The sequence below is a fragment of the Shewanella sp. BJSY2023SW005 genome, assembly GCF_047314585.1.
GTDB classification, from domain to species: Bacteria; Pseudomonadota; Gammaproteobacteria; order Enterobacterales; family Shewanellaceae; genus Shewanella; species Shewanella algae.
The window spans coordinates 18,397-38,745 of record NZ_JBKORJ010000064.1 but is presented as its reverse complement, the minus strand read 5'-3'; the positions used below and the strand labels follow the sequence as shown (position 1 = coordinate 38,745).

Annotated in this window: 17 protein-coding genes; 5 read left to right on the top strand and 12 right to left on the bottom strand. The window is 51.4% G+C overall.

Translation table 11 applies throughout. The annotated features are described in order from the left end of the window. Nucleotides 1-112: 112 nt before the first annotated feature. Nucleotides 113-829: a monofunctional biosynthetic peptidoglycan transglycosylase gene (mtgA, locus tag ACMHXI_RS20465; protein WP_413735977.1), complete on the top strand. Its 717-nt coding sequence runs from the start codon at nucleotides 113-115 to the stop codon at nucleotides 827-829. 46 nt (nucleotides 830-875) lie between these two features. Here mtgA and ACMHXI_RS20460 read toward each other — a convergent pair whose 3' ends face one another. Beyond that, on the bottom strand, nucleotides 876-2,078 hold the full coding sequence (locus ACMHXI_RS20460) for a porin (RefSeq protein ID WP_413735975.1): 1,203 nt from the start codon (nucleotides 2,076-2,078) through the stop codon (nucleotides 876-878). Nucleotides 2,079-2,709: 631 nt separating this feature from the next. On the opposite strand from ACMHXI_RS20460, the gene ACMHXI_RS20455 reads away from it, so the two are divergent. After that, nucleotides 2,710-3,912 carry a NupC/NupG family nucleoside CNT transporter gene (locus tag ACMHXI_RS20455; RefSeq protein ID WP_413735973.1) on the top strand — a complete coding sequence of 401 codons (1,203 nt, stop codon included), beginning with the start codon at nucleotides 2,710-2,712 and terminating at the stop codon, nucleotides 3,910-3,912. 31 nt (nucleotides 3,913-3,943) lie between these two features. Here ACMHXI_RS20455 and ACMHXI_RS20450 read toward each other — a convergent pair whose 3' ends face one another. Further along, nucleotides 3,944-5,686 (bottom strand): diguanylate cyclase, encoded by a 1,743-nt coding sequence (locus tag ACMHXI_RS20450; RefSeq protein WP_208223180.1) that lies wholly within the window; start codon nucleotides 5,684-5,686, stop codon nucleotides 3,944-3,946. Nucleotides 5,687-5,804: 118 nt separating this feature from the next. Continuing rightward, the gene (locus ACMHXI_RS20445) at nucleotides 5,805-6,248 is read right to left on the bottom strand and encodes an Lrp/AsnC family transcriptional regulator (RefSeq protein WP_413735971.1); all 444 of its coding nucleotides are present in this window, start codon (nucleotides 6,246-6,248) and stop codon (nucleotides 5,805-5,807) included. Between the two features lie 108 nt (nucleotides 6,249-6,356). Here ACMHXI_RS20445 and ACMHXI_RS20440 point away from each other — a divergent pair, with 108 nt between their 5' ends. Beyond that, the gene (locus ACMHXI_RS20440; protein WP_028781108.1) at nucleotides 6,357-6,941 is read left to right on the top strand and encodes a LysE family translocator; all 585 of its coding nucleotides are present in this window, start codon (nucleotides 6,357-6,359) and stop codon (nucleotides 6,939-6,941) included. A 77-nt stretch (nucleotides 6,942-7,018) separates the two neighbouring features. Here ACMHXI_RS20440 and ACMHXI_RS20435 read toward each other — a convergent pair whose 3' ends face one another. After that, on the bottom strand, nucleotides 7,019-9,046 hold the full coding sequence (locus ACMHXI_RS20435; RefSeq protein ID WP_115389266.1) for an alpha/beta hydrolase family protein: 2,028 nt from the start codon (nucleotides 9,044-9,046) through the stop codon (nucleotides 7,019-7,021). 303 nt (nucleotides 9,047-9,349) lie between these two features. Here ACMHXI_RS20435 and ACMHXI_RS20430 point away from each other — a divergent pair, with 303 nt between their 5' ends. Then, a complete protein-coding gene (locus tag ACMHXI_RS20430; protein ID WP_028781110.1) occupies nucleotides 9,350-10,717 on the top strand; it encodes an L-cystine transporter in 1,368 nt (455 codons plus the stop codon). A 10-nt stretch (nucleotides 10,718-10,727) separates the two neighbouring features. Here the strand turns inward: ACMHXI_RS20430 and ACMHXI_RS20425 are convergent, their stop codons facing one another. The 4 genes from ACMHXI_RS20425 to hipB are packed head-to-tail and all read right to left on the bottom strand — an operon-like array spanning nucleotide 10,728 to nucleotide 12,385. Beyond that, nucleotides 10,728-11,420 (bottom strand): HipA domain-containing protein, encoded by a 693-nt coding sequence (locus ACMHXI_RS20425; protein WP_413735968.1) that lies wholly within the window; start codon nucleotides 11,418-11,420, stop codon nucleotides 10,728-10,730. Then, entirely contained in the window at nucleotides 11,333-11,599 is a 267-nt protein-coding gene (locus ACMHXI_RS20420; RefSeq protein ID WP_413735997.1) for a HipA domain-containing protein, read from the bottom strand. The genes ACMHXI_RS20425 and ACMHXI_RS20420 overlap by 88 nt, the downstream gene beginning before the upstream one ends. 58 nt (nucleotides 11,600-11,657) lie before the next feature. After that, a complete protein-coding gene (locus tag ACMHXI_RS20415; protein ID WP_315899122.1) occupies nucleotides 11,658-12,137 on the bottom strand; it encodes a HipA N-terminal domain-containing protein in 480 nt (159 codons plus the stop codon). Then, nucleotides 12,137-12,385, bottom strand: a complete 249-nt coding sequence (gene hipB / locus ACMHXI_RS20410; RefSeq protein WP_025011264.1) for a type II toxin-antitoxin system antitoxin HipB — start codon at nucleotides 12,383-12,385, stop codon at nucleotides 12,137-12,139. Before hipB ends, ACMHXI_RS20415 begins: the two co-directional genes overlap by 1 nt. Nucleotides 12,386-12,896: 511 nt before the next feature. Between hipB and ACMHXI_RS20405 the strand changes: the two genes are divergently transcribed. Beyond that, entirely contained in the window at nucleotides 12,897-14,588 is a 1,692-nt protein-coding gene (locus ACMHXI_RS20405; RefSeq protein WP_144224924.1) for an ATP-binding cassette domain-containing protein, read from the top strand. A gap of 12 nt (nucleotides 14,589-14,600) precedes the next feature. Here ACMHXI_RS20405 and ACMHXI_RS20400 read toward each other — a convergent pair whose 3' ends face one another. The 4 genes from ACMHXI_RS20400 to ACMHXI_RS20385 form a co-directional block, all read right to left on the bottom strand. Next, a complete protein-coding gene (locus tag ACMHXI_RS20400) occupies nucleotides 14,601-14,975 on the bottom strand; it encodes a PH domain-containing protein (protein ID WP_014386412.1) in 375 nt (124 codons plus the stop codon). A gap of 10 nt (nucleotides 14,976-14,985) precedes the next feature. Continuing rightward, a complete protein-coding gene (locus ACMHXI_RS20395; protein WP_208191355.1) occupies nucleotides 14,986-16,911 on the bottom strand; it encodes a peptidase U32 family protein in 1,926 nt (641 codons plus the stop codon). Between the two features lie 212 nt (nucleotides 16,912-17,123). Continuing rightward, nucleotides 17,124-19,649: a hypothetical protein gene (locus ACMHXI_RS20390; RefSeq protein ID WP_413735964.1), complete on the bottom strand. Its 2,526-nt coding sequence runs from the start codon at nucleotides 19,647-19,649 to the stop codon at nucleotides 17,124-17,126. Continuing rightward, the gene (locus ACMHXI_RS20385) at nucleotides 19,649-20,254 is read right to left on the bottom strand and encodes a hypothetical protein (RefSeq protein ID WP_025011261.1); all 606 of its coding nucleotides are present in this window, start codon (nucleotides 20,252-20,254) and stop codon (nucleotides 19,649-19,651) included. The genes ACMHXI_RS20390 and ACMHXI_RS20385 overlap by 1 nt, the downstream gene beginning before the upstream one ends. Between the last annotated feature and the right edge of the window lie 95 nt (nucleotides 20,255-20,349).

Here is a 20,349-nt window from a genome sequence, read left to right as displayed (position 1 = left end):
TTACAGATTGTCATTCCGGACCGGGTTCGCACCTTGCAAAATACTCAATTATTATTCACAGAGGGTTTCCAGGCTCACTCAGTTTGGGGGAGCTTATTTATCAGGAGCGAATTTGGCCGCGAAAAAAGGATGGTTGAGGCGACTGACAGCCTGGTTGATAAAACTGCTGTTGGGGCTGGTGATACTGTCCCTGCTGATGGTGATTACCCTTAAGTTTGTTAACCCACCGCTGTGGAGTTGGCGTATTGAACGCTATTGGTTTCCGCCTGCGCTGGTCAAACAGGTACAACATCAGGTGCAACATCAATGGCAGCCGCTGACTAAGATATCTGCCAATATGCAACTGGCGGTGATCGCCAGTGAAGATCAGCGTTTTGCCCTTCATTCCGGTTTTGATCTCAAGGCGATTCAGAATGCCATAGAGGAAAAGCTCCAGGGGGAGCGTCTCAGAGGCGCCAGCACCTTGAGCCAGCAAACCGCCAAGAACCTGTTTATGTGGTCTTCGCGCAGCTTTATTCGCAAGGGGGCCGAAGCTTGGTTCACCCTGCTTCTGGAGCTGGTGTTGGATAAGCCCAGGATCCTTGAGTTGTATCTGAATATTGTCGAATTCGGCCCGGGGATCTACGGCGTCGAAGCGGCGGCGCAGCACTACTTTCATAAGAGCGCCGCCCAGTTGTCGTCCCGCGAGGCAGCCTTGCTGGCCGCCTTGTTGCCCAATCCCTGGCAATATCAAATCAATCCCCCCAGCGCTTACATGAACCGCCGCGCCGACTGGATCCAGCAACAGATGCGGCAACTGGGAAGCGGAACCCTGAAGCAATTGCAATAAAAAAGCCCGCTGGTCAAACGGGCAAACCTGCAAAGGGAGAACAGCTCTAAAAGTTGTATTGCACTCCTATGGCTGCGCCGTCATCTTCTGAGTCGGCCATGCCGGCGAGGCTGGAATGGATCTCACTGCAGTCTTTCCGAGCCTCCAGGAATAGGGTCACACTGCGGTCCAGCTGATAATGCAATCCGGCAAATACGAACTGCCGCTTGAATTCATCGCCGCCATAGGCGCTGGCATATTCGGCACCGGCATCGAGCATGTTGTAGGAGATGAATGGACGCAGGCCATTGATAAATTGATAGGATATCCAAGTTTCCACACCTTGGGATTTTGGCAACATGCGCCCCAAGTTATCGGTATCGTGCCAGGCGTTGTGATTGTAGTTGGCTGCTGCAAACAGGCCGTCACAGCCAAAGCAACCATAGCTGACTCCCATGCCATAGATGTAATCTGTCTCTTGTTGCTGCCGTTGGCCGGTACGTATGATATCTATATCACCCGTGTTGACACCCAAGGTGAGTTTCCAACCTCCGCCCAGCTGGTAGCCAAGGGCAACTCCGTAGGTGTTGTACATTCGCACTTGAGTGTCATGGAATGAGTCATTCAACATGGAACCCGGAGGGAAAGGATTTATTGGGTCACCACTGGCCTTGAGTTTGGTTAATTCATCTTTAATTTGTGCCTGAACAGCCAACTCGAATGCTCCCCAGCTGTTGCGGTATTGCATGATTTTGTCACCGCGGCCGACACCATTGATTGCGCCATCGCCTTTGTTATAGCTGAATACTCCGGCAGCGTTGCCATCCCACACCATGCCTTGGTTGGTGGCACCGACAACGTCGTACCATACCCCCCATTGCTTACCGAAGGAGAGGCGGCCATAGTTTTCATGGCTGAAGCCGACATAACCCAATCTATTACTGAGAAAATCGTCACTTTCGGCATGTAAGGCACTGTCGCTGCTGTATACCAAATCGGTTTTGCCAACGGCGTTGACGCCCCATTCGAATAGGGTGTCTATGACCCAGCCGTTATTGAGCTTATGGTCGAAGCCGAAGCGTACTCTGGAGCCGGCATTGGCCATCTCGGTTTTTCCCTGGGTGTTGATCACATGCAGTTGCAACCTACCGCCTACAATCACCTGGTTATTCTCATCGCCATAGATTTCGACGGCACTGGCCGTAAAACTTGCCAATATTGATATGACCAATAAGGCTATGGGTTTAATTGCCGGACTTGAACCTTTCATCTTGTTTTTGTTTCACTCTCACTATTTTTATCCGGATTTTATTGAGGCTTTTTCTTTTTGAAAGTGGTTTGTTCTGACTCTTGTGGAATTAACACTTGTTGCCGAGTTCTGTGGCTAAATTATTGATGGGTTTTAATCTACGTTGATGATGGTTGTTTTTCTCTAACCTTTTAATTATCGGTATTTTGTATTTTCCTTTGAGTAGGTTTTTACACTTAAGTGAAAAGTGGAATATAAAGCATGATTAATTTTTGTGTTTAATCCGTTTTCGCTTTTCGGTTTTTTGTTGTTTTTTGGTGGTATGGCTTGTTTTCAGGTTTCAGTTGTTGGCTTTTGTGATTGGTTTTGTGTTTTGAATTGTTGCTATATATTTTGTTTTTTTATTGCTAATAAGAAGATTGTTTGTTTTTTGAACTTACTCTTATCAAGCTTGATCGATAACACTATGAATAGATTTAATAATCTATTATTAATTAATATTCATGAATTTGCTTGAATTCACTGTTGTACTATTGCCGATCACATTGTTTTTAACTTATTCAAGATTATTAAAATCACAACACTCTCATATTCAGTTTCTACTGAATTAAATTTCGAGTGGCTAAAAATAAAACAGCGTTAGGTGGATGCTATGGAATATGTAAATTTTTTTGTAGGTTTGTTGGCCATTCTTGGCTTGGCACTCTTGGCTAACCTTAATAACTGGCGCCAGATAAAAATCCGTTATGTGATACAACTGCTGCTGGTGGAATTGTTGCTGGCTTGGTTCCTGTTGAACTCTTCTGTTGGGGTGACAATAGTGGGAGGCTTTGCCGCCGCCTTCTCCAAGTTACTGGAGTTTGCCAAGCAAGGGACGGATTTTGTATTTGGCAGTGTGACCAATGAGGGGGGATTTACCTTTTTCTTCATGGTGTTGATGCCGATTATTTTCATTTCTGCCTTGATAGGTATATTGCAGTACTTGAGAGTCCTGCCCTTGATCATCAAGGGGATAGGTATCTGTCTCAGTAAGATTAACGGTATGGGAAAGTTGGAGTCATTCAATGCCGTGAGCTCCATGATTGTGGGCCAGTCAGAGAACTTCATTGCCATCAAGAACCTGGTTCCCCACATGACAGACAAGCAGATGTACACCCTATCTGCCACAGCCATGTCCACAGTATCCATGTCGATTGTCGGTTCCTATATGCAGCTTATAGAGCCGCGTTTTGTGGTGACCGCCTTAATACTGAATATGTTCAGTACCTTTGTGGTGCTCAATATTATTAACCCCTATGAAGTGGATAATTCGACCACAGACCAACTGATGACTGCCGATAAAAAGAGTAGTGGCAAGGTCAGTTTCTTCGAGATGCTGGGGGAATATATCATTGCCGGTTTTACCGTTGCCGTCATAGTCGCGGCCATGTTGATTGGCTTTATTGCCCTGATTGCCTTGGTCAACTATCTGTTTGAGGTGGTGTTCGGTATCAGTTTCCAACAGGTATTGGGTTATGTGTTCTATCCCTTGGCCTGGTTGATAGGTATTCCTGCCAGCGAAGCGATGCAAGCGGGCAGTATCATGGCCACCAAGTTGGTAACCAATGAGTTTGTCGCCATGATAGATATGAGCAAAATGGTCAAAGAGGGGGCCTTGTCGGCTCATACCACTGGAGTGTTGTCTGTGTTCCTGGTGTCTTTTGCCAACTTCAGTTCAATTGGAATGATCGCCGGCGCGGTGAAGGCGCTCAGCCCCGAAAAAGGTGCTGTAGTATCCCGCTATGGTCTCAAACTGGTTTACGGGGCGACTCTGGTCAGCTTATTGTCGGCGGTTATTGCAGGCATCATGCTCTAAGCAGTGGGGAGCCGAGGCTCCCCCGGTTTCTTCAAACCGAGTCTGCGGTGGCCGGTAAGCTCTCTAGCGCCCCTGGCGTGTCGGCACATACGCGATTGCGGCCACTGTTTTTGGCTTGGTATAGTGCGCGGTCGGCTCGTTTTACGGCCGCTTCTATCGATTCTGTTGCAATTTCAACCTCGGCCACGCCCAAGCTTATGGTGCAACTTATCCTGTCTCCCGTGTCGGCGGTTAGCAGCATCGCTTCGACATTGAGGCGCAGCTGCTCGGCTCGCTGCAAGGCTTGGCTTAGGGAGGCTCCCGGCAGCAAGATCACGAACTCTTCACCGCCGAAGCGGGCCGCCATCTCGGCTCCTTGGCAGTGTTGTTTCAATATTTTGGCCAGGGCGACTATCACCCTGTCGCCCAAGTGATGACCAAAGTTATCGTTGATCTGCTTGAAACTGTCTATATCCAGAATAAGCACAGAGATAGCCTCGCCATTGCGGCCGGCCAGCTTAAGTTGATAGTCGGCCTCAGAATAGAAATAGCGCCGGTTATAGAGTTTGGTCAGAGGGTCTGTGGCCGCCTGGCGTTTGAGTTCTTCCTGCGAGGCGCGGATATCCTCCAGGATTTTAATCCTGTAGGAGATGATAAATGCCAGGGTCAGGGCTTCCAGCATAATACCTATGCCGACCCCGTGGCTGCTGAGATAGCTCGGAGAGATCAAGCCCTTGTAGAAGAGCACGGCTATGCCGTTGAAGATCACGAAGAAGCTGTGGCCCACCAGAAAGTACTTCACCAGGGGGTTGCCCTTGCGATAGAGGGAGATACTCACAGAGAAGGTCACCAGCATCATGAGTGCAGCCAGGCTGCTGGCGGGTTTGAGTGCCGCTGAGATATCAAATAAGCCCCAGAACAGGGTCGCCAGCAGTAACAGCAACATCAGCTGCAACGCCTTGTGCTCTGTGGGGTAGAACTGCCTGGTCTCGAAGATGGCCGTCATAAACAGCAGCAGGAAAATCGGCATGGTGATCAGCGACAGATTGAGCATGAAGACGCTCGAGCCGTAGGCGTTGAACACGCTGGCAACTAGACCATAGGACAGGGCAATCCACACCAGACCGGAGATCAGATACAGCGAATAGTAGATGTTCTCTTTCTTACTGGTGGCGAAATACAGCAGGCAGTTGTAGAACACCAGTGCCAGCAACATGCCCACCATAAGTGCAATATCATAGTGAGTGCTCACCAGGGCCCGCCGCGAGTTTTCCTCATCCATCAGTGTCATGGCAAACCATTGATGGGAGTAGGCGTGGCTACGAATATACAGGGTTGTTATCTGATCTGGCGCCAGAGTCAATGGGTAGACGGCTGTACCCCGATACATGAGTGGGTTGTCTGCGGCCTGTTCGAGGTCCAACTGCTCGTGTCGTTGCAGTTGTTGGCCGCTTTCCTCATAGATGTCGATTTGCTGCACATGGTAAGCATGGGGCAGGTGTAAAAACAGCGGCTTTTCCTGCGAGAGCCTATTGTGCAGTATCAGCTTGAACCAAGTGACCCTGGCATTGGTGCCCAAGGTGGTGACATTATTGGTTACGCCGAAAGGCTTCTGGCTTGCCTGCTCAAAACCGAGACTCTGGTTGTCATCAATAAAATAGCCGATTTTGAATTCATCAAGCGCGACGCTGCTTTGTTCTATGTCAACAATGGGAAGCTTAACCTGCTCTAATGCAAATAGTTTTAGGCTGGTTAGCAGCAAAAACAGGCACAGCAACGTATATCTCAATTCCATTCGGGTATCCATCTTCCCTGGCGCCGGCATGTCCAGGCGCCTCTTTATTGCTCAATGGTACCCAAGGATAAAAAGTGTCGCCAGCAATACCATGCGACATGCGGTTTATCGCAGATAATCATTGACGTTGATCTTTCGGTGAATCCATTACCACCATGGTGGTGATGGATTTGACTTGAGGATATTCTCCGAGGACTTCGGCATGAAAACGTTTATAGCTGCTGAGATCTTTGGTCTCGACTCGCAACAGGTATTCGTTGGCGCCTGTGATATTGTGGCACTCGATCACTTCCCTGGCGTAGCGGATATGCTCTTCAAAGCCCAACTGGGATTGTTTACTGTGACTGTTGAGGCCTATGGCGACGTAAGCAATAAAACCTATGTTCAGTTGGCTCTTGTCCAATACGGCCCGGTAGCCCTTGATCAGTTTTTTTCGCTCCAGTTCCTGTACCCGCCTCAGGGTGGCAGAGGGAGATAATCCCACTCGCTCGGCCAACTCGACATTGGAGATCCGGCCATCACTCTGTAGCTCTTGCAATATTCTTTCGTCAAATCTATTCATGGTGATGTTTTATTGCTTACTTTTCGCTTTAAGAGCAAATATAAGCACAAAATTGCGTACCAATCCATCTAGTATTTGCTGACTGTTTATTTCAGGAGTAAAGCAAGAATGGAGCCTAATTTGCTATGGCCTTTGGTGATGTTTGCCTTTGTTTCAACCGTGACCCCAGGGCCCAACAACATCATGTTGATGACTTCAGGTGCCAATGTGGGTTTTGTTCGCACCTTACCGCATATGCTGGGGATAGTGCTGGGGTTCAGCCTGATGCTGTTGTTGGTGGGGATCGGCGTGACCGGCTTGTTTCAGGCCTATCCTTGGTTGCACCAGTTACTGAGTTTGCTCTGTATTGCTTACATGGTGTATCTGGCGCTGAAAATCGCCTTGAGTCGTCCGGGAAATACCAATGAAGGTTATCGCAGCATGACCTTCATTCAAGCGGCATTGTTTCAGTGGCTCAATCCCAAGGGGTGGTCCATGGCGCTGGCGGCGGTGAGTCTTTACAACCCGAGTGCCAGTTGGCAGCAGTTGTTGCTGATCTCTGTAATATTTGCCTTGGTCAATGTCCCGTCTGTCAGTATCTGGACCCTTATCGGCAAACAGTTGAGTCGCTGGTTGACGGCGCCCAACTACGCCCGTGGTTTTAACCTGTTGATGGGCGGTCTCTTGCTGGCATCCATAGTACCCATGCTCTGATGTCCGCTTTCCGTGGCATTAATATGAAAGAAGGCGACCCTGAGTCGCCTTCTTGCTTGGATGCCGATTATCGGCGATTAACGTGGGCCCGGCTCGGCATAATGGGTCATCCAGTCTTTGACCTGGTTATACCAATAGATAGAGTTATTGGGCTTCATGATCCAGTGGTTCTCATCGGGGAAATAGATCATCCGCGATTCCACTCCACGGCTTTGCAGGGTGCGGAACAGCTCAAAACCTTGTCCCACGGGCACCCGGTAGTCCAGCTGACCATGGCTCACCAGCGTCGGGGTATTGAAACCTGCGGCAAAGTAATGGGGTGAAATCGACTGGTAGATTTCCGGGTTTTCCCAGTAGTGGCCGAAGCGGGTGCTGTGCACGGCGAAGTCGGAAGCCATCTGGGAGTACATGTCGTACACGGCGGCATGGATCAACAGCGCCTTGAACGGATGTTTCTGCCCGAGGATGATGGAGGTCAGATAGCCGCCGTAGCTGGCACCACCGGCCACCATGCGATCGCTGTCGATCCAGCTCTTTTGTTCAAACCAGTCGGCTGCCTTGAGGACATCATCCAGAGACTTGTTTTTCCAGTCCGGGTTGATGGCATCGGCAAAGTCCTGGCCGAAGCCGCTGGAACCGTGGAAATTGGGCCAGGCAGTGACATAACCCCAGGAGGCGAAGGTTTGGGCGTTCCAGCGATAGTGGAAACCATCACTGATGGCGTTGTGTGGGCCGCCGTGTACCAGCATAAACAGCGGGTACTTCTTGCTGCGATCGAAACCCGGTGGGTAGTGCACCCACATCTGGATATCCTGGTTGTTGTAACCCTTGTAGGTCACAGACTCATAGCTGCCCAGATCCACATCCTTGAGCAGTTCGTCATTGAACTGCTCCAGCCTTTGGCCCTTGCCGTTCTTGGGATTGATCGCCAGCAGTCGCGCCGGATAAAGGAAGCTGTCGTTGAGGGCAATCAGGGTGCCTTTCTTGCCTATCTGCGGCTGACCATAGTTGGTGTCCTTGGTGATCGCCTTCACTTTGCCGCTCTTGGCATCGATATGATAGATACGGCTGGTGGCGGCATCATCAATGGCGGCGTAGAAGCCTTTGCCATCCGGTGTCCAGCTGAACTGAGACACAGATCTGTCCCAATTGGCGGTCAGGGTCTTGAGCTTACGGCTGTGGATATCCAGCAGCATCAGTCTGGAGGTGTCGGCATAGAACCCCGGGATCTTCTGGCGAGTGAAGGCCAGCGTCTTGCCGTCGGGGCTGAAGCTTGGGCGGCTATCGGGCGCTTCGTTGTCCGGTGTCAGGTTTTCTGCCTTGTCTGCGCCTATCTTGCCGAGGAAGATGTCCAGCTTGGGATCGACCCGGTTGTCGGAGCCGTAGGCGTTGAAGGCGATCAGTTTCTCATCGGCAGAAACATCATAGCTGCCGGCGCTTTGACTCGAACGAGGCAGCTCATGGCCCAGCGTTTGAGTAATGGCTTCTATCTCGCCGCCCTTGGCAGGAATTCGGAACACATGCGCCTGACGACGTTCATCCAGCCAGTGATCGAACTGGGCATAGGGCAGGGCATTCCACTGCTTGGCCGAGGTCTTGTTGTCCTTGTCGGCTTTCAGCTGATCTTGCATCTGCTTCCAGTCCTGCCCGGGGAAGATGTTGCTGATGAAATAAAGATGTTTGCCAACCCATTTGATGCCATACACGCCGGTAGGCACTTCGGTCAGCCGCTGGGCTTCACCCGGGCCATTCATCGGCAGCAGATAGATCTGCCCGGCATCGTCTTCATTGCGCTGGCTGACAAAGGCCAGAGTGTTGCCATCGGGAGAAAATACCGGGTTGCTCACCTTGAGTCCGGCGGCAGTCAGTGGGCGTTGATGTTTGCCATCGGCATCAAAGTACCAAAGTTGGGTCGACCCTTTGTCGGCCTTGACATCATACTCGGTCACGGGGGCGATGATATGCTCGCCGCCGGGCGATACTACCGGGCTGCCGATACGCTTGAGTTGCCACAATAGCTCAACCGACAAGGGCTTGCCCGGCTCTGCCCACGCCGATGCCAGTGGCATCAAGAGGCAGAGCAACAGAATTCCAACCTTCTTCACGGAAAGTCTCCTTTAGATACAGATAGTTATTATATTTGGCAGCGAAGGCTGCCTCGGGAGTATATCCCCGGATGATGAAAACAAGCTTATCCGGGCACGGCTTGATGGGATTATTTTGTGTAACTTTCTGTTAGCGCTCGTACGGTATCGTGCGAAATTTGGCCGTTTTGTATGGGGTTAAGTCAGGTTATTTATAATCAGAGGCTATAAAGAATAATAACTTAATATTTTGTCGTGCTTAAACTAGCGCTTATTATGCGGTAGATTCTCTCTTCATATACCGTTTCCCGTATAAGGTTCCATATGTCTATTGCAGTTATCGCATCCATTGCGGTATTTCTCGGCGTTCTGTTTATTCTGTTTCACCAACAGCAAAAAGAGCACAAATTATCCCGTCTGGTGCTGATCGGTTTAATCCTCGGCAGTGCCTATGGTTTCCTGATGCAGTCTTACTTTGGCGTGGACAGCCCGGTCACTGCAGAGACGCTCAGTTGGATAGCCATAGTCGGTGGTGGCTATGTGGCCTTGCTGAAGATGGTGATCATGCCCTTGGTGTTGGTGTCCATGGTCGCGGCAGTGGTCAAGTTGGATAAGGGAGGCTCGCTCGGTAAGATCTCCTCCCTGACCATATTTATTCTGATGGCGACCACAGCCGTAGCGGCTTTGATAGGTATTCTGGTTACTTCCATCTCAGGGATTTCTGCCGAGGGGCTGATAGCCGGTAGCCGGGAAACGGCGCAAATGGCGGTATTGGATACCAAGGCGGCTTCGATTGCCGATCTGACTGTACCGCAAATGCTGCTGAGCTTTATTCCGGTAAATCCTTTTGCCGATCTGGCCGGTACCCGTTCCACTTCCATCATTGCCGTGGTGATTTTCGGTATCCTCCTCGGGATAGCGGCCCGCAAGGTGATGCATGAAAAAGAGCAACTGGAATCCCCTATACGAACCTTTGTTGAAGGTGCGCAGGCGATTGTTATGCGCCTGGTGAAGATGATTATGGCGCTGACTCCCTATGGTATTGCCGCGCTGATGGCCAAGGTGGTCGCCTCTTCCAGCGCTGCCGATATGCTCAACCTGTTGGGCTTTATTCTGGCGTCTTACGTCGCCATCCTACTGATGTTTGTTGTTCACGGCATGCTGGTGGCCATGGTGGGCGTCAGCCCGCTGGACTACTTCCGTAAAATTTGGCCCGTGCTGACCTTTGCCTTCTCGTCACGCAGTTCGGCGGCGACTATTCCATTGAATGTCGAGGCTCAGGTGACCCAGCTGAATGTGCCGCCTGCCATTGCCAACCTGGCGGCCTCGTTCGGCGCCACTATCGGCCAGAACGGCTGCGCCGGTATCTATCCGGCCATGTTGGCTGTCATGGTGGCGCCCAGCATGGGCATAGATCCACTGGACTTGCATTTCATGCTGTCCTTGATTGCCATAGTGACCATCAGCTCCTTCGGGATAGCCGGTGTTGGTGGCGGTGCAACATTTGCGGCGCTGATCGTCCTGCCTGCCATGGGGCTGCCGGTGGCCATTGTGGCGCTGCTGATCTCCATCGAACCGCTGATTGATATGGCGCGTACCGCCTTGAACGTATCCGGCTCCATGACCGCAGGTACCATGACCAGTCGGCTATTGAAGCAAACCACGGAAAACCAGACGGCCGAGCAGCAGTAAGTTGTCCCGGCTAACGGCTTGAGAAAAAGGATGCTTCGGCATCCTTTTTTAGATTGGCACAGGTAATGAAAATCTTACTTAAAAAGGACATTAACCCGTATTCGATTATGGAAATAGCCTTTAAAATTAATATCTTATAGCTAGATTTTTTAATTATTTTCTTGGCATTCTCAAAAATTGAGTTGGAGATATGCTCTGGAAAGCCCTCGGGTAGATTCGCCCTTACTTGCGAGATTGCCTCAGGTAACGCACCTTTCATTTCATCCATTATTCTTTGCATCTTATCCTGACTAAAATTCACAGCTTTAGCAGTATCTAAAAAGTGACGAGGCAGGATTTTATTGATTTCATACTTCTTGCCTTTTGTGGCTTTTAATCCCATTGCGAGCTTAAGTTGTCGAATATTGAGTCCTTTTCCTCCCAGTAATGAGTAGGCTGAAAGAATGTCGTAGAATGGAGTGAGTCGATAGCTACCTCCTTTATCAATATAGATAGAAAAGTTTTTAGCATGTCCATCCGTAGCCCCAATGATCCATTGAAATATCTGGAATCTCATGAAGTTATATCGATCTTCAAGTGCATTACTTGAGCCCATTAATAACTTCATGATCTGTTCTATGCCTGGACCACCTTGAGATTCATATTTGATGGATGATGGCATACCAAACACCTGGCAAATATCTTCTTGAGGTAAGCGTAGCAAGCTTTTGTCCAGCGTCGATCAAATCGTTTTACAGCTAAAGCTTTAAGGTTGTCTGTTTTGATTATATTGACGCTGGGAACTGCGAATCCCAGCGCTTTAGCTAGTTCAATGCAAAGATATTCATTTTCTACGCTATCTTTGAGATCCAGTGTCGCGTTAGCTTGTGGTATTTCGCCTATTGGCAGCTTGATAATGTGAGTGGTTGGGGTGTTTCCTTTCGGTATACACCATTGTCCATCAATGAATAAGAGTGCGGTTACCTGCCACTGAGATCCTAAAGTCTTCTTCCTCTTTGAGCATTCCGAGGGGAATATCAGACTTGTATGCAGAAAGAACGGCTTCTAGTTTCTTGTTATCCAATATTTCGTAGCTGAGTGGCTCTTTTTTATAGGGGTGTTCGGGAGGAAATAGTGCAATAGCGCCAACACTATCCTTTCCAATTTCTTTCAAGAGATCAAATGGTTGTTTGGATGAGGCTTTGTACCTTGCAACGATCCTATCTCTGACTTGTGGGCTGTCTGGTAAGAGGTTGTCAAAATAGTTGATAACGGCATCGGAAGTGATAGTCGGTAATTGAAGCCTCAAAGACAATGACAGTGGGCGAGTCATTGCATTGGTTATCCAGTCCTTATCATATTGAAAAGTGTGAGCGCCGTTCTTATGCTTCGCCAAGGTGCCAACAAGTTCACCATTCATGTATGCTATTAGCTTTTGCATTACCAACTCTCATCATCATTTTCACTTGGCGAAGTCAGCTGTGTTTTTTCTTGGATACTCAGTGTTAGATCCATCGCTTGTACAAGCTTAAAGAAGGTAGAAAGCGTTGTTTTGTTGGGGTTGTTCTCGAAGTTCGAGATTGTTGCTTGCTTTATACCGACTTTTTTCGCCAACTCTGACTGAGTCCAGCCATTCTTTTGGCGTATCAGTAGCATCATATCTGCGAGTTGCTTTGGACTATATATCATTAGTTCCAGCCCTCAATGATTAGAGATGAATTTTAAAGTTATCTCATATCCCCACTAGAGGATGAGATAACATTTATCCCTTTGTTGGGATAAATGTTACTTTATACCCCGGTGGGTATAATTGACTAAATATCCGCTATTGAGGATATTTAGTCAATAGAAGTCAGAAGGAACAATGATATTGAGCTGAGTCATAGACTGCTCTAGCATCCTGTTTAGTTTTGAGCCGCACTCTCATCCCAAAGGACAACCCCCAAAGGGGACAAGCTGGATTTTTGTTGTCTCAGGCGGTTATAATTCCGCCATCCTCGCCTATTGGAGCTCACGCCAAAATGAACAACTGACACCTGATCACCAATCTTTTTTACTTTTCCATTATTAGATTGGCAGGGTCGGTCGGCGTGTTCGCTCAAGTCTTTATTGTTGCAGTCAGTTGGCACTCATTCGCCATATCATGACTGCTTAAACCCGGATCGGATCTCGCCGTGCCTCCCTGTCTGCAGGAGGCAAGATGCAGGCATTTAATGCAAGACAAATCTCACTCTATACTCATGGCCTTGAGCCATTGTTTGCCGATATCAGCTGTAACCTGAGCGCTAGAATGACCGGCCTGATTGGTCGCAACGGCATAGGCAAGAGTTTGCTGGGCGAAATACTCTGCGGTTTGAGAGCGCCGGATAGCGGCACGGTTGAGCGCCGGGGCATTTGCGGTATATACCGGCAGCAGCAAGAACCAAAGCTGCTAACGGCCGCAGCAAGCCGGGTTGATGGCCCCTCATCCCAAGTGCCAACAATGCAAACCGGAAGCTACCTGAGCCAATGCCTGGGTTTGGCGACCAGATTACAGGCACTGACACAAATAGAGCAGGGCTGTTGTGACAGTCATTGGTTTGAGCAGCTCAATGACGACTGGCAGGTGCGGCAAACCTTTTGCGAACTCTGCCGGGAGCTGGGGTTGCCGGCAGAGCCCGAGCTTGAGTTCGAACGCCTCAGCGGCGGCCAGCAGGCCAAGCTGAAACTATGGCGTTTGTTTCAAAGCGAGGCCGACTGGTTGCTGCTCGATGAGCCTTCCAATCATTTGGACAGAGGCGGCAGACAGTGGCTGCGGCAGCGGATGTCGGCATTTTCAGGGCAGATCCTGCTGATAAGCCACGACATAGATCTGCTGCGACAGATGGATGAAATCTGGGAGCTCAACAGCTTGGGGTTGGATTCCTATGGAGGCAACTATGACAGCTATTGGCATCAGCACACCCTGGCACAGCAAGCGCTTGAACGCAGGTTGGAGAATGTCGTCAAGGCCCGGCGTCAGGCAAGAAAGCAGGCGCAGTTGAGCCGGGAGCGGGCACAACAGAGGGCAGCCAAAGGGGAGAAATTGGCGCGCAGTGGCAGCCAGGCCAAGGTGTTGCTCGACCGTCAAAAAGAGCGGGCCGGTGCCAATGCGGCGGCCATGGCGACCCGGGAGCGGCAACATCAGCGACTGCTGGACTCTGAGCTTGCCGGGCTGAAACAGCAGTGTGAGCAAAGGCATAGGCAAAACCTGACTCTGGGGCGCGAAACCCTTGGCCAGCCAGTGGCGAAGCAGACGCTGGTACGGCTATTGGATGCTGTCTTGCCCTATGGCAGTCGAGAGCCTATCAATTTAACCCTCAGCAGTGGCGAGAAACTGCGTCTGGCGGGGTTCAATGGCAGTGGTAAGTCCAGCTTGCTTCGGGTCTTGCAGGCTAGGCTGGCATTGAGCTCTGGGCAAGTGCAACTCAATGGCCACAGTGTCTATCTGGATCAGCATTTCAGCTTACTCAAGCCAGAGTGGACATTGCTGGAAACCCTGCAGCGCTGTGCGCAAGTTGATAGCAGCCCGATTGATCATAACCAGGTGAATCCCAGCCTGATGGATGACAGTCAGCGCCGCACTCTGCTGGCCCAGATAGGCTTTCGCGCCGAGCAGGTGCACCGCACTGTGGCTTGTCTCAGCGGCGGTGAAAAGATGAAGCTGGCCATGCTTTATGTCAGTCATCAGCGGGGCAATCCCTTACTGCTGCTGGATGAGCCTGACAATCATCTGGATATTGAATCGAAAGCGCGTCTGGCCGCGGCACTGGCAGCATACCCGGGCGCTTTTATTCTGATCAGTCATGATGAGGAGTTTGTGGCGCAGACCGGCATTGAAGAAGCGCTTTCCCTGCCAAATAGCGGATCTTAGACTTTTTTAACCTCAGAGCGTGAATTTGGCTATGGTCTTTTGAATACCCACCACATCAGTGCCGCGCTTGAGCTCTTTGACCAGGGGCTCTGCCTGGCCTGAGATCCACAGCTTGAGTTCGGCATCCATATCGAAGCGCCCGGCGGTTTCCACTTCAAAGTGCACTATCGCCTTGTAGGGGATGGAGTGATAACTCACTTTCTTGCCGGTCATGCCTTGTTTATCTATCAAGATCAGGCGCTTGTTGGTGAAGACAAACATGTCGCGAACCAGTTTATAGGCCAGCTGCAACTGTTCGCTGTCGGCCATAATCGGCGTCAGTTCTTCGTTGAGTTTATCCAGATCCACTTCACTGGCGTTGCCCATCAAGGCGTTCAAAAATCCCATGTTTTTCTCCTTAACCCACCAACAGCATTTCACATTTATGGCAGTCGAACACCAGCTTGAACTGCTTGCCACCCAGCTCCATTTCCAGCGGCTCGGCCTTGATCCCCGGCACTTCTTTGGGGCACATGTTGTAGCTGTAACGTATGCAGTGCTTGGTGATCATCAAGGGTGCATCGCCTTTCACCGGCCGCACTTCATAGGCATCACGGATGGATACCACCCCGTGACGGGTATAGAAGTCCTTGGCCTTTTGGTTGGCCACATTGCCAAGATAGGTCAGGCTGCGCTGCGGGAAGCGGGCACTGTCGTCCCGTACCCAGGGTGTGGGTCTTTGATACCCCTGAATACGCGCTTCGTCCAGGGCAGCAATGGCATCACGGCGCAGGCCATTGATGATGGATGCCGGTACAAAAACGGCTTCGGCATCGCCCAAATCCACTTGTCCGAGACGAAAATCTGTATTGCCCAGCTTGGCGAGATGCTTGCCGAGTGATTCACGGTTGCGGCCAATATCCTTGGCCTGCTGTTTTTCGAAGTCAGCGGTCACTGTCGCCTGATGGCCATGACGGTCGGCGGCGGTCAGCGCCAGACCTGTCTGGGTATTGCTGAGGCTGAAGTCCAGCAACAGGGTTCGCTCGGCAGATTCTTTGGCCAGCAGGGCTTCAAAGGCCTGATCTTTGTTGCGATACAGGGTGGCACCGACATAGAGATCTTTCGGCATGTTTTTCAGGTACAGGGTGTTACCCTCGGCGCGGTTGACCCGAAAACCTGTCAGCTTGTCATCCGACAACCTGGCCTTTTGATAGTTGGCGGCGAAGAAGCCCAAGCCATCACCGTTGTGGAACTCGGCATCCGAGTCGACCTGGATGAAGTCTTTGCCTATCTTGCTGACTTTGCCGACCTCTACTCCCAAGTATTTCGGAGTGCGGAAGTCGCCGATGTCCGCCTTGCGCTCATTGACAAAGTAGTCCGTCTTGCCGCGGTTAAAGCTCTTGTCCGGATCCGGGGTGAAGCTGTAGTTGCAACGGCCGTGGGACGAGGGTTCAAACTCGGGCCGACGCGCCATGATGGCATCCAGTTGCTGGCGGTAGTGAGCGGTAACATTCTTGACGTAGCTGAGGTCCTTGAGTCGGCCCTCTATCTTGAAGGAGCGGATCCCGGCATCGATCAGCGCTTCGAGGTTATCTGTTTGGTTGTTGTCCTTCAGCGACAGCATATGGTCGTTGCTGGCAATGATATCGCCCTGGCGGGTCTTGAGATTACCCGGCATCCGGCATTGCTGCGAGCATTCGCCGCGGTTGGCACTGCGGTCTGTGTACGCCTCACTGATATAGCATTGGCCGCTGTAGGCCACGCACAGGGCGCCATGGATAAAGAACTCCAGTCGCATCTTGGTCTCGGCGGCCACGGCGCGAATTTGGCTCAGACTCAGCTCCCGTGCCAACACCACCTGAGAAAAGCCCACATGCTCAAGGAAGGCGACTTTGGCCGGAACCCTGTTGTCCATCTGAGTGCTGGCGTGCAGTGCAATCGGTGGCAAGTCCAGCTCAAGCAGCCCTAAGTCCTGCACAATAATGGCATCGGCACCGGCCTCGTACACGGCCCAGATCAGGCGCTTGGCCTCTTCCAGTTCATCGTCCAGCAATATGGTATTGAAGGTGACAAATACCTGGGCGTGATATCTATGGGCAAACTCACACAGACGGGCAATGTCCTCGACACTGTTGCCGGCAGTATGGCGGGCACCGAACGCCGGGCCGCCAATGTAGACGGCATCCGCCCCGTGGCGAATGGCCTCGATACCGAAATCGGCATTCTTGGCCGGAGCCATCAACTCCAACTTGTTGTCGGCCAGTTGCACCGCTTGGCTGGGGGCGGCATCAGGGGCTTGTGCCTGTTGGCCGGGATTAAAGAGTTCAACACCTGTAGTGGACATGGCTTACCGCTCGTCTGGAAATGCCTGAAAATTTCGGGCACAAATTATAGCAGAGCCAGTAATTCATGAAAGCCTAAGGAATTAGATGCACCAATTTCTTCGGTTGGAAAGTGGCAGCCTGGCTTGAGAACAACCGCTGATGGAAGGTTTTAGGCAGACAAAAAACGGGAGCCCTGAGGCTCCCGTTGGCAGTTGTTTACTTCAACTTTGCATCAATCGTTCAGGTGGGCACAGCGACCAAACTCGGCTCCGCCTTTGACGGCAGCAACCACCTGTTTCGGGAAGCTGAGCTGAACATCCTGGCCCTCCCGGCAGACAAAGGCCTTGTTCAGATCGACATCGATAGACAAGACAGCTCCTGCGATACCACCCATCATTTCAGAGCCGTTGGCACTGATGGCAAAAGGGTTGTCTATGGTCAGTGCCTTGGCTTCGGTAACGCCTTGCTTGGCGAAGAACTCCTTGGTGCTCATCCAGCCCAAACCTTCCAGGTAGATACCACCACTGAAACCGGTAAACAGGCTGCCGGAGCGAGCGGTAATCATCGACAGATCGTCGCTGGCATCAAGCAGCAGCATACGCGGTACGCCAAATTCGGCACTGATACTGTCGTGATCCCAACCTTCGGCACACAGATTACCCAGGAAGAAGTGATTGAAAGGTACCTGCTCACACCAGCGCAGGCTGCCTATGTGCTCCTGTTGGCCCGAGTCCGTATGCCATAGGGTGACTCCGGTGCGGGTGCCAAAGCCAACCGTGCTGCCGTCGTTGGAGATCACCGAAGAGTCCTGGGCGCCAAACTCAGCCGAGGTGTCGTGGAAGCGGCCATCGACCCAGGCAACCTGACTGGTGCCATCATAAGTACCTGTTATGGTACTGCCGTTGCCGGCTATCCTGTCGGCACGCAGCCATTGAACCTTTTCGGCAAATTGGTAAGGCAGTTGCTGCATACCGGCCATCTTGGTCCAGATAAAGGGCACTATCTCGTCCTTGAATGCACTCTGGCAGGCGCCGTTACCGTCAGTATCCACATAAGCGGTGCCGACAACTGTGTCGCCATTGTCATCCATATCCCAGACATAGCTGGAGTTGGTGCCTGACTGTCCCGAGCCACCGCAGCTGTTACCGTTGAGATCCCCAAGCGAGGTCAGCTTGTCGCTGCGCAGATCCCAGATGGCGGCATTGCTGATGCCGTTGCCACTGAAGTCCGCCATGACACCGGCCTTGGTAGCGTTTTTGTTCATGGTGGCGTGTCCGGCAACCACGGCATTACCGGCCGGGTGCAGCTCGAACAGGGCTTTCTTGGTGCTGTCATAGAGGAAAGGCGTAGTGCCGGTTATCCCCATGGCACGTTTGCCGTTCTTGGCATGATCCAGCACAAAGGCGCTTACCAGCGGGGTATATTGGATGCCATCGCTATAGCCGTTGAAATAGATATCGGCCTGTTTGGTCACCCCGGCTTCGGCAATGATAGGAGTGAAATCACAGGCTCTATCGCTGGCCGGATTGCTGCTTTCATTGCTGTTCCAGTATTCGGCCTCTGACAAGAGGGCGGTTTGTCGGGTAGGATAACCACCGGCCTTGATGGTCTCCATGTAGAGCACATAGCGGCCGCCGGGAGTCAATCCATTGATGGTGAACTTGCCATCCGGGCCTACAAGCCCTTGAGTCAGGTTGCCGGACTGTTGAGTGACCACATCGTACAGTGGGTTATCCAGGTTACGGGCCACCATGTTCATGCCCGAATAATCCACTCCTTCCTTGGTGTACAAGGTACCGGAAATCGAGCCGTAGCCAGAACGATATTCCGCTGTGGGGTAGAGATCGGACAGGTTGACTATATCGTCGCGCACATTGACCGTTGATTGCTCGGCGCCCTGAATCCCCAACACATTGATGAAGGGGAACATGGTTTCAATAGTGTCCGGCGCTATCTGGCTGGCGCTGGTGTATTGATTGGTGATGGCGCAGCCCGGTACCCCGTCATATTGCGGGCTGTAAGAGGCCGACATATAGCTGAGATGACCATTGGCCTGGGAGTGCGACATGTTGAGGGCGTGGCCGAATTCATGGGTAAATACCCCGGCAATCATTTCGCCTTCTGTGTCATCTATACCCACGTACCAGCCGTTCATCAAGGCAGTGGCCTCGAGGATTTCACCGGTTTCTTCATCGGCCCACTCGGGGAAGGCTATCCCCAGGACCTGGCTGCGTGGTACGCCGAAATATTGTTCCAGTATCTGGCCGTCGGTGTCATAGTTGACCCAGAAACCATAGCCGTTTACGGCGGAATAGATCTGGTCGACATTGGTTTGATTGACGTCCTGGATGCCGATTTGCTGTTCAATGGTGCCCTGCACCGACATCTCAAAGGTGGAGGTTTCCACCGCTGACCATTCGCCCACGGCCTTGGCGGTAATGGCATTGGCCTGAGCTATGCTGAGGAAGGTGTAATCCCTGTCCAGCACTGTACCTGCCGGGATAACAGTGCCGTCCGGCAGTGTTATGTCGAGATTGAACATCTGCCCCTTTTCCAGAATGGTGAAGGTTTGTACGTTAACCCCATCCTTGTTTTTAATCACAGGACCGCCGTCGGTATAGACGGGAATCGCCCCCTTGGAAGTATCCCACTTATAGGGCTGCATTGTGGGTTCGTGAATATACAGCGGGCCACCGGCCAGCGCGGCAGAGGAGACTGAGCCCAACAGCAAGGCCGTGGCAATTCTTGAAAGCTTCATTATTTGGCCTCCTGTACCAGTTTGCCAACCAGAGACATAAATGCGGCGGCATCCACAGCGCCGGCCGTGGTGATAAGGCTCTGCTCTTCAGGGCTGAGCGACTGGGTGTTCATGCCATCAAACAGGCCTATGTTGCCCAGTTGATTGCTGACTTTGCCGTTTTGCACAATGAATTTGCCTTGTTCCAACCCTACGGTAGAAGTCAGGCCTGCACCGAGATCCGGATTCATAAAGGCCACTACCTGCTCGCCAACCGACCAGCGGGCGAAGCCTTCGGGGGATACGCCCAGGTAGACTTTGCCGTTACCCATGGAACGGGGCTTGAGCAAACCAAACTGGCGGAAGGTATATTCGCTGCCTGCCTTATGTTTGTTCTTGGCATCCATACCTACCCGAATAGTGATCTGGGTATAGGGGCGTTTGCGCTCATCAAAGCCATCGGTCACAGACACCACTTGGCCCGAGACTATGCTGGACGCCTGACTGGTCAATTGACTGAGATTTTGTTTGAGATGTTTTTGGGCCACGGCTGCCGGTGTCAGCAGCAAACTGGCTGAGACGAGACATAGCGCCGATAGACGCTGGAACCACTGGGATCTTGTCACTGTAATACCTCCTGTATGATTGGGATAAATTCAGCTTTCGATCATCGACCCATACTTCCTTGGCCGAATATTGACCGAGCACCTACTTAAGCACG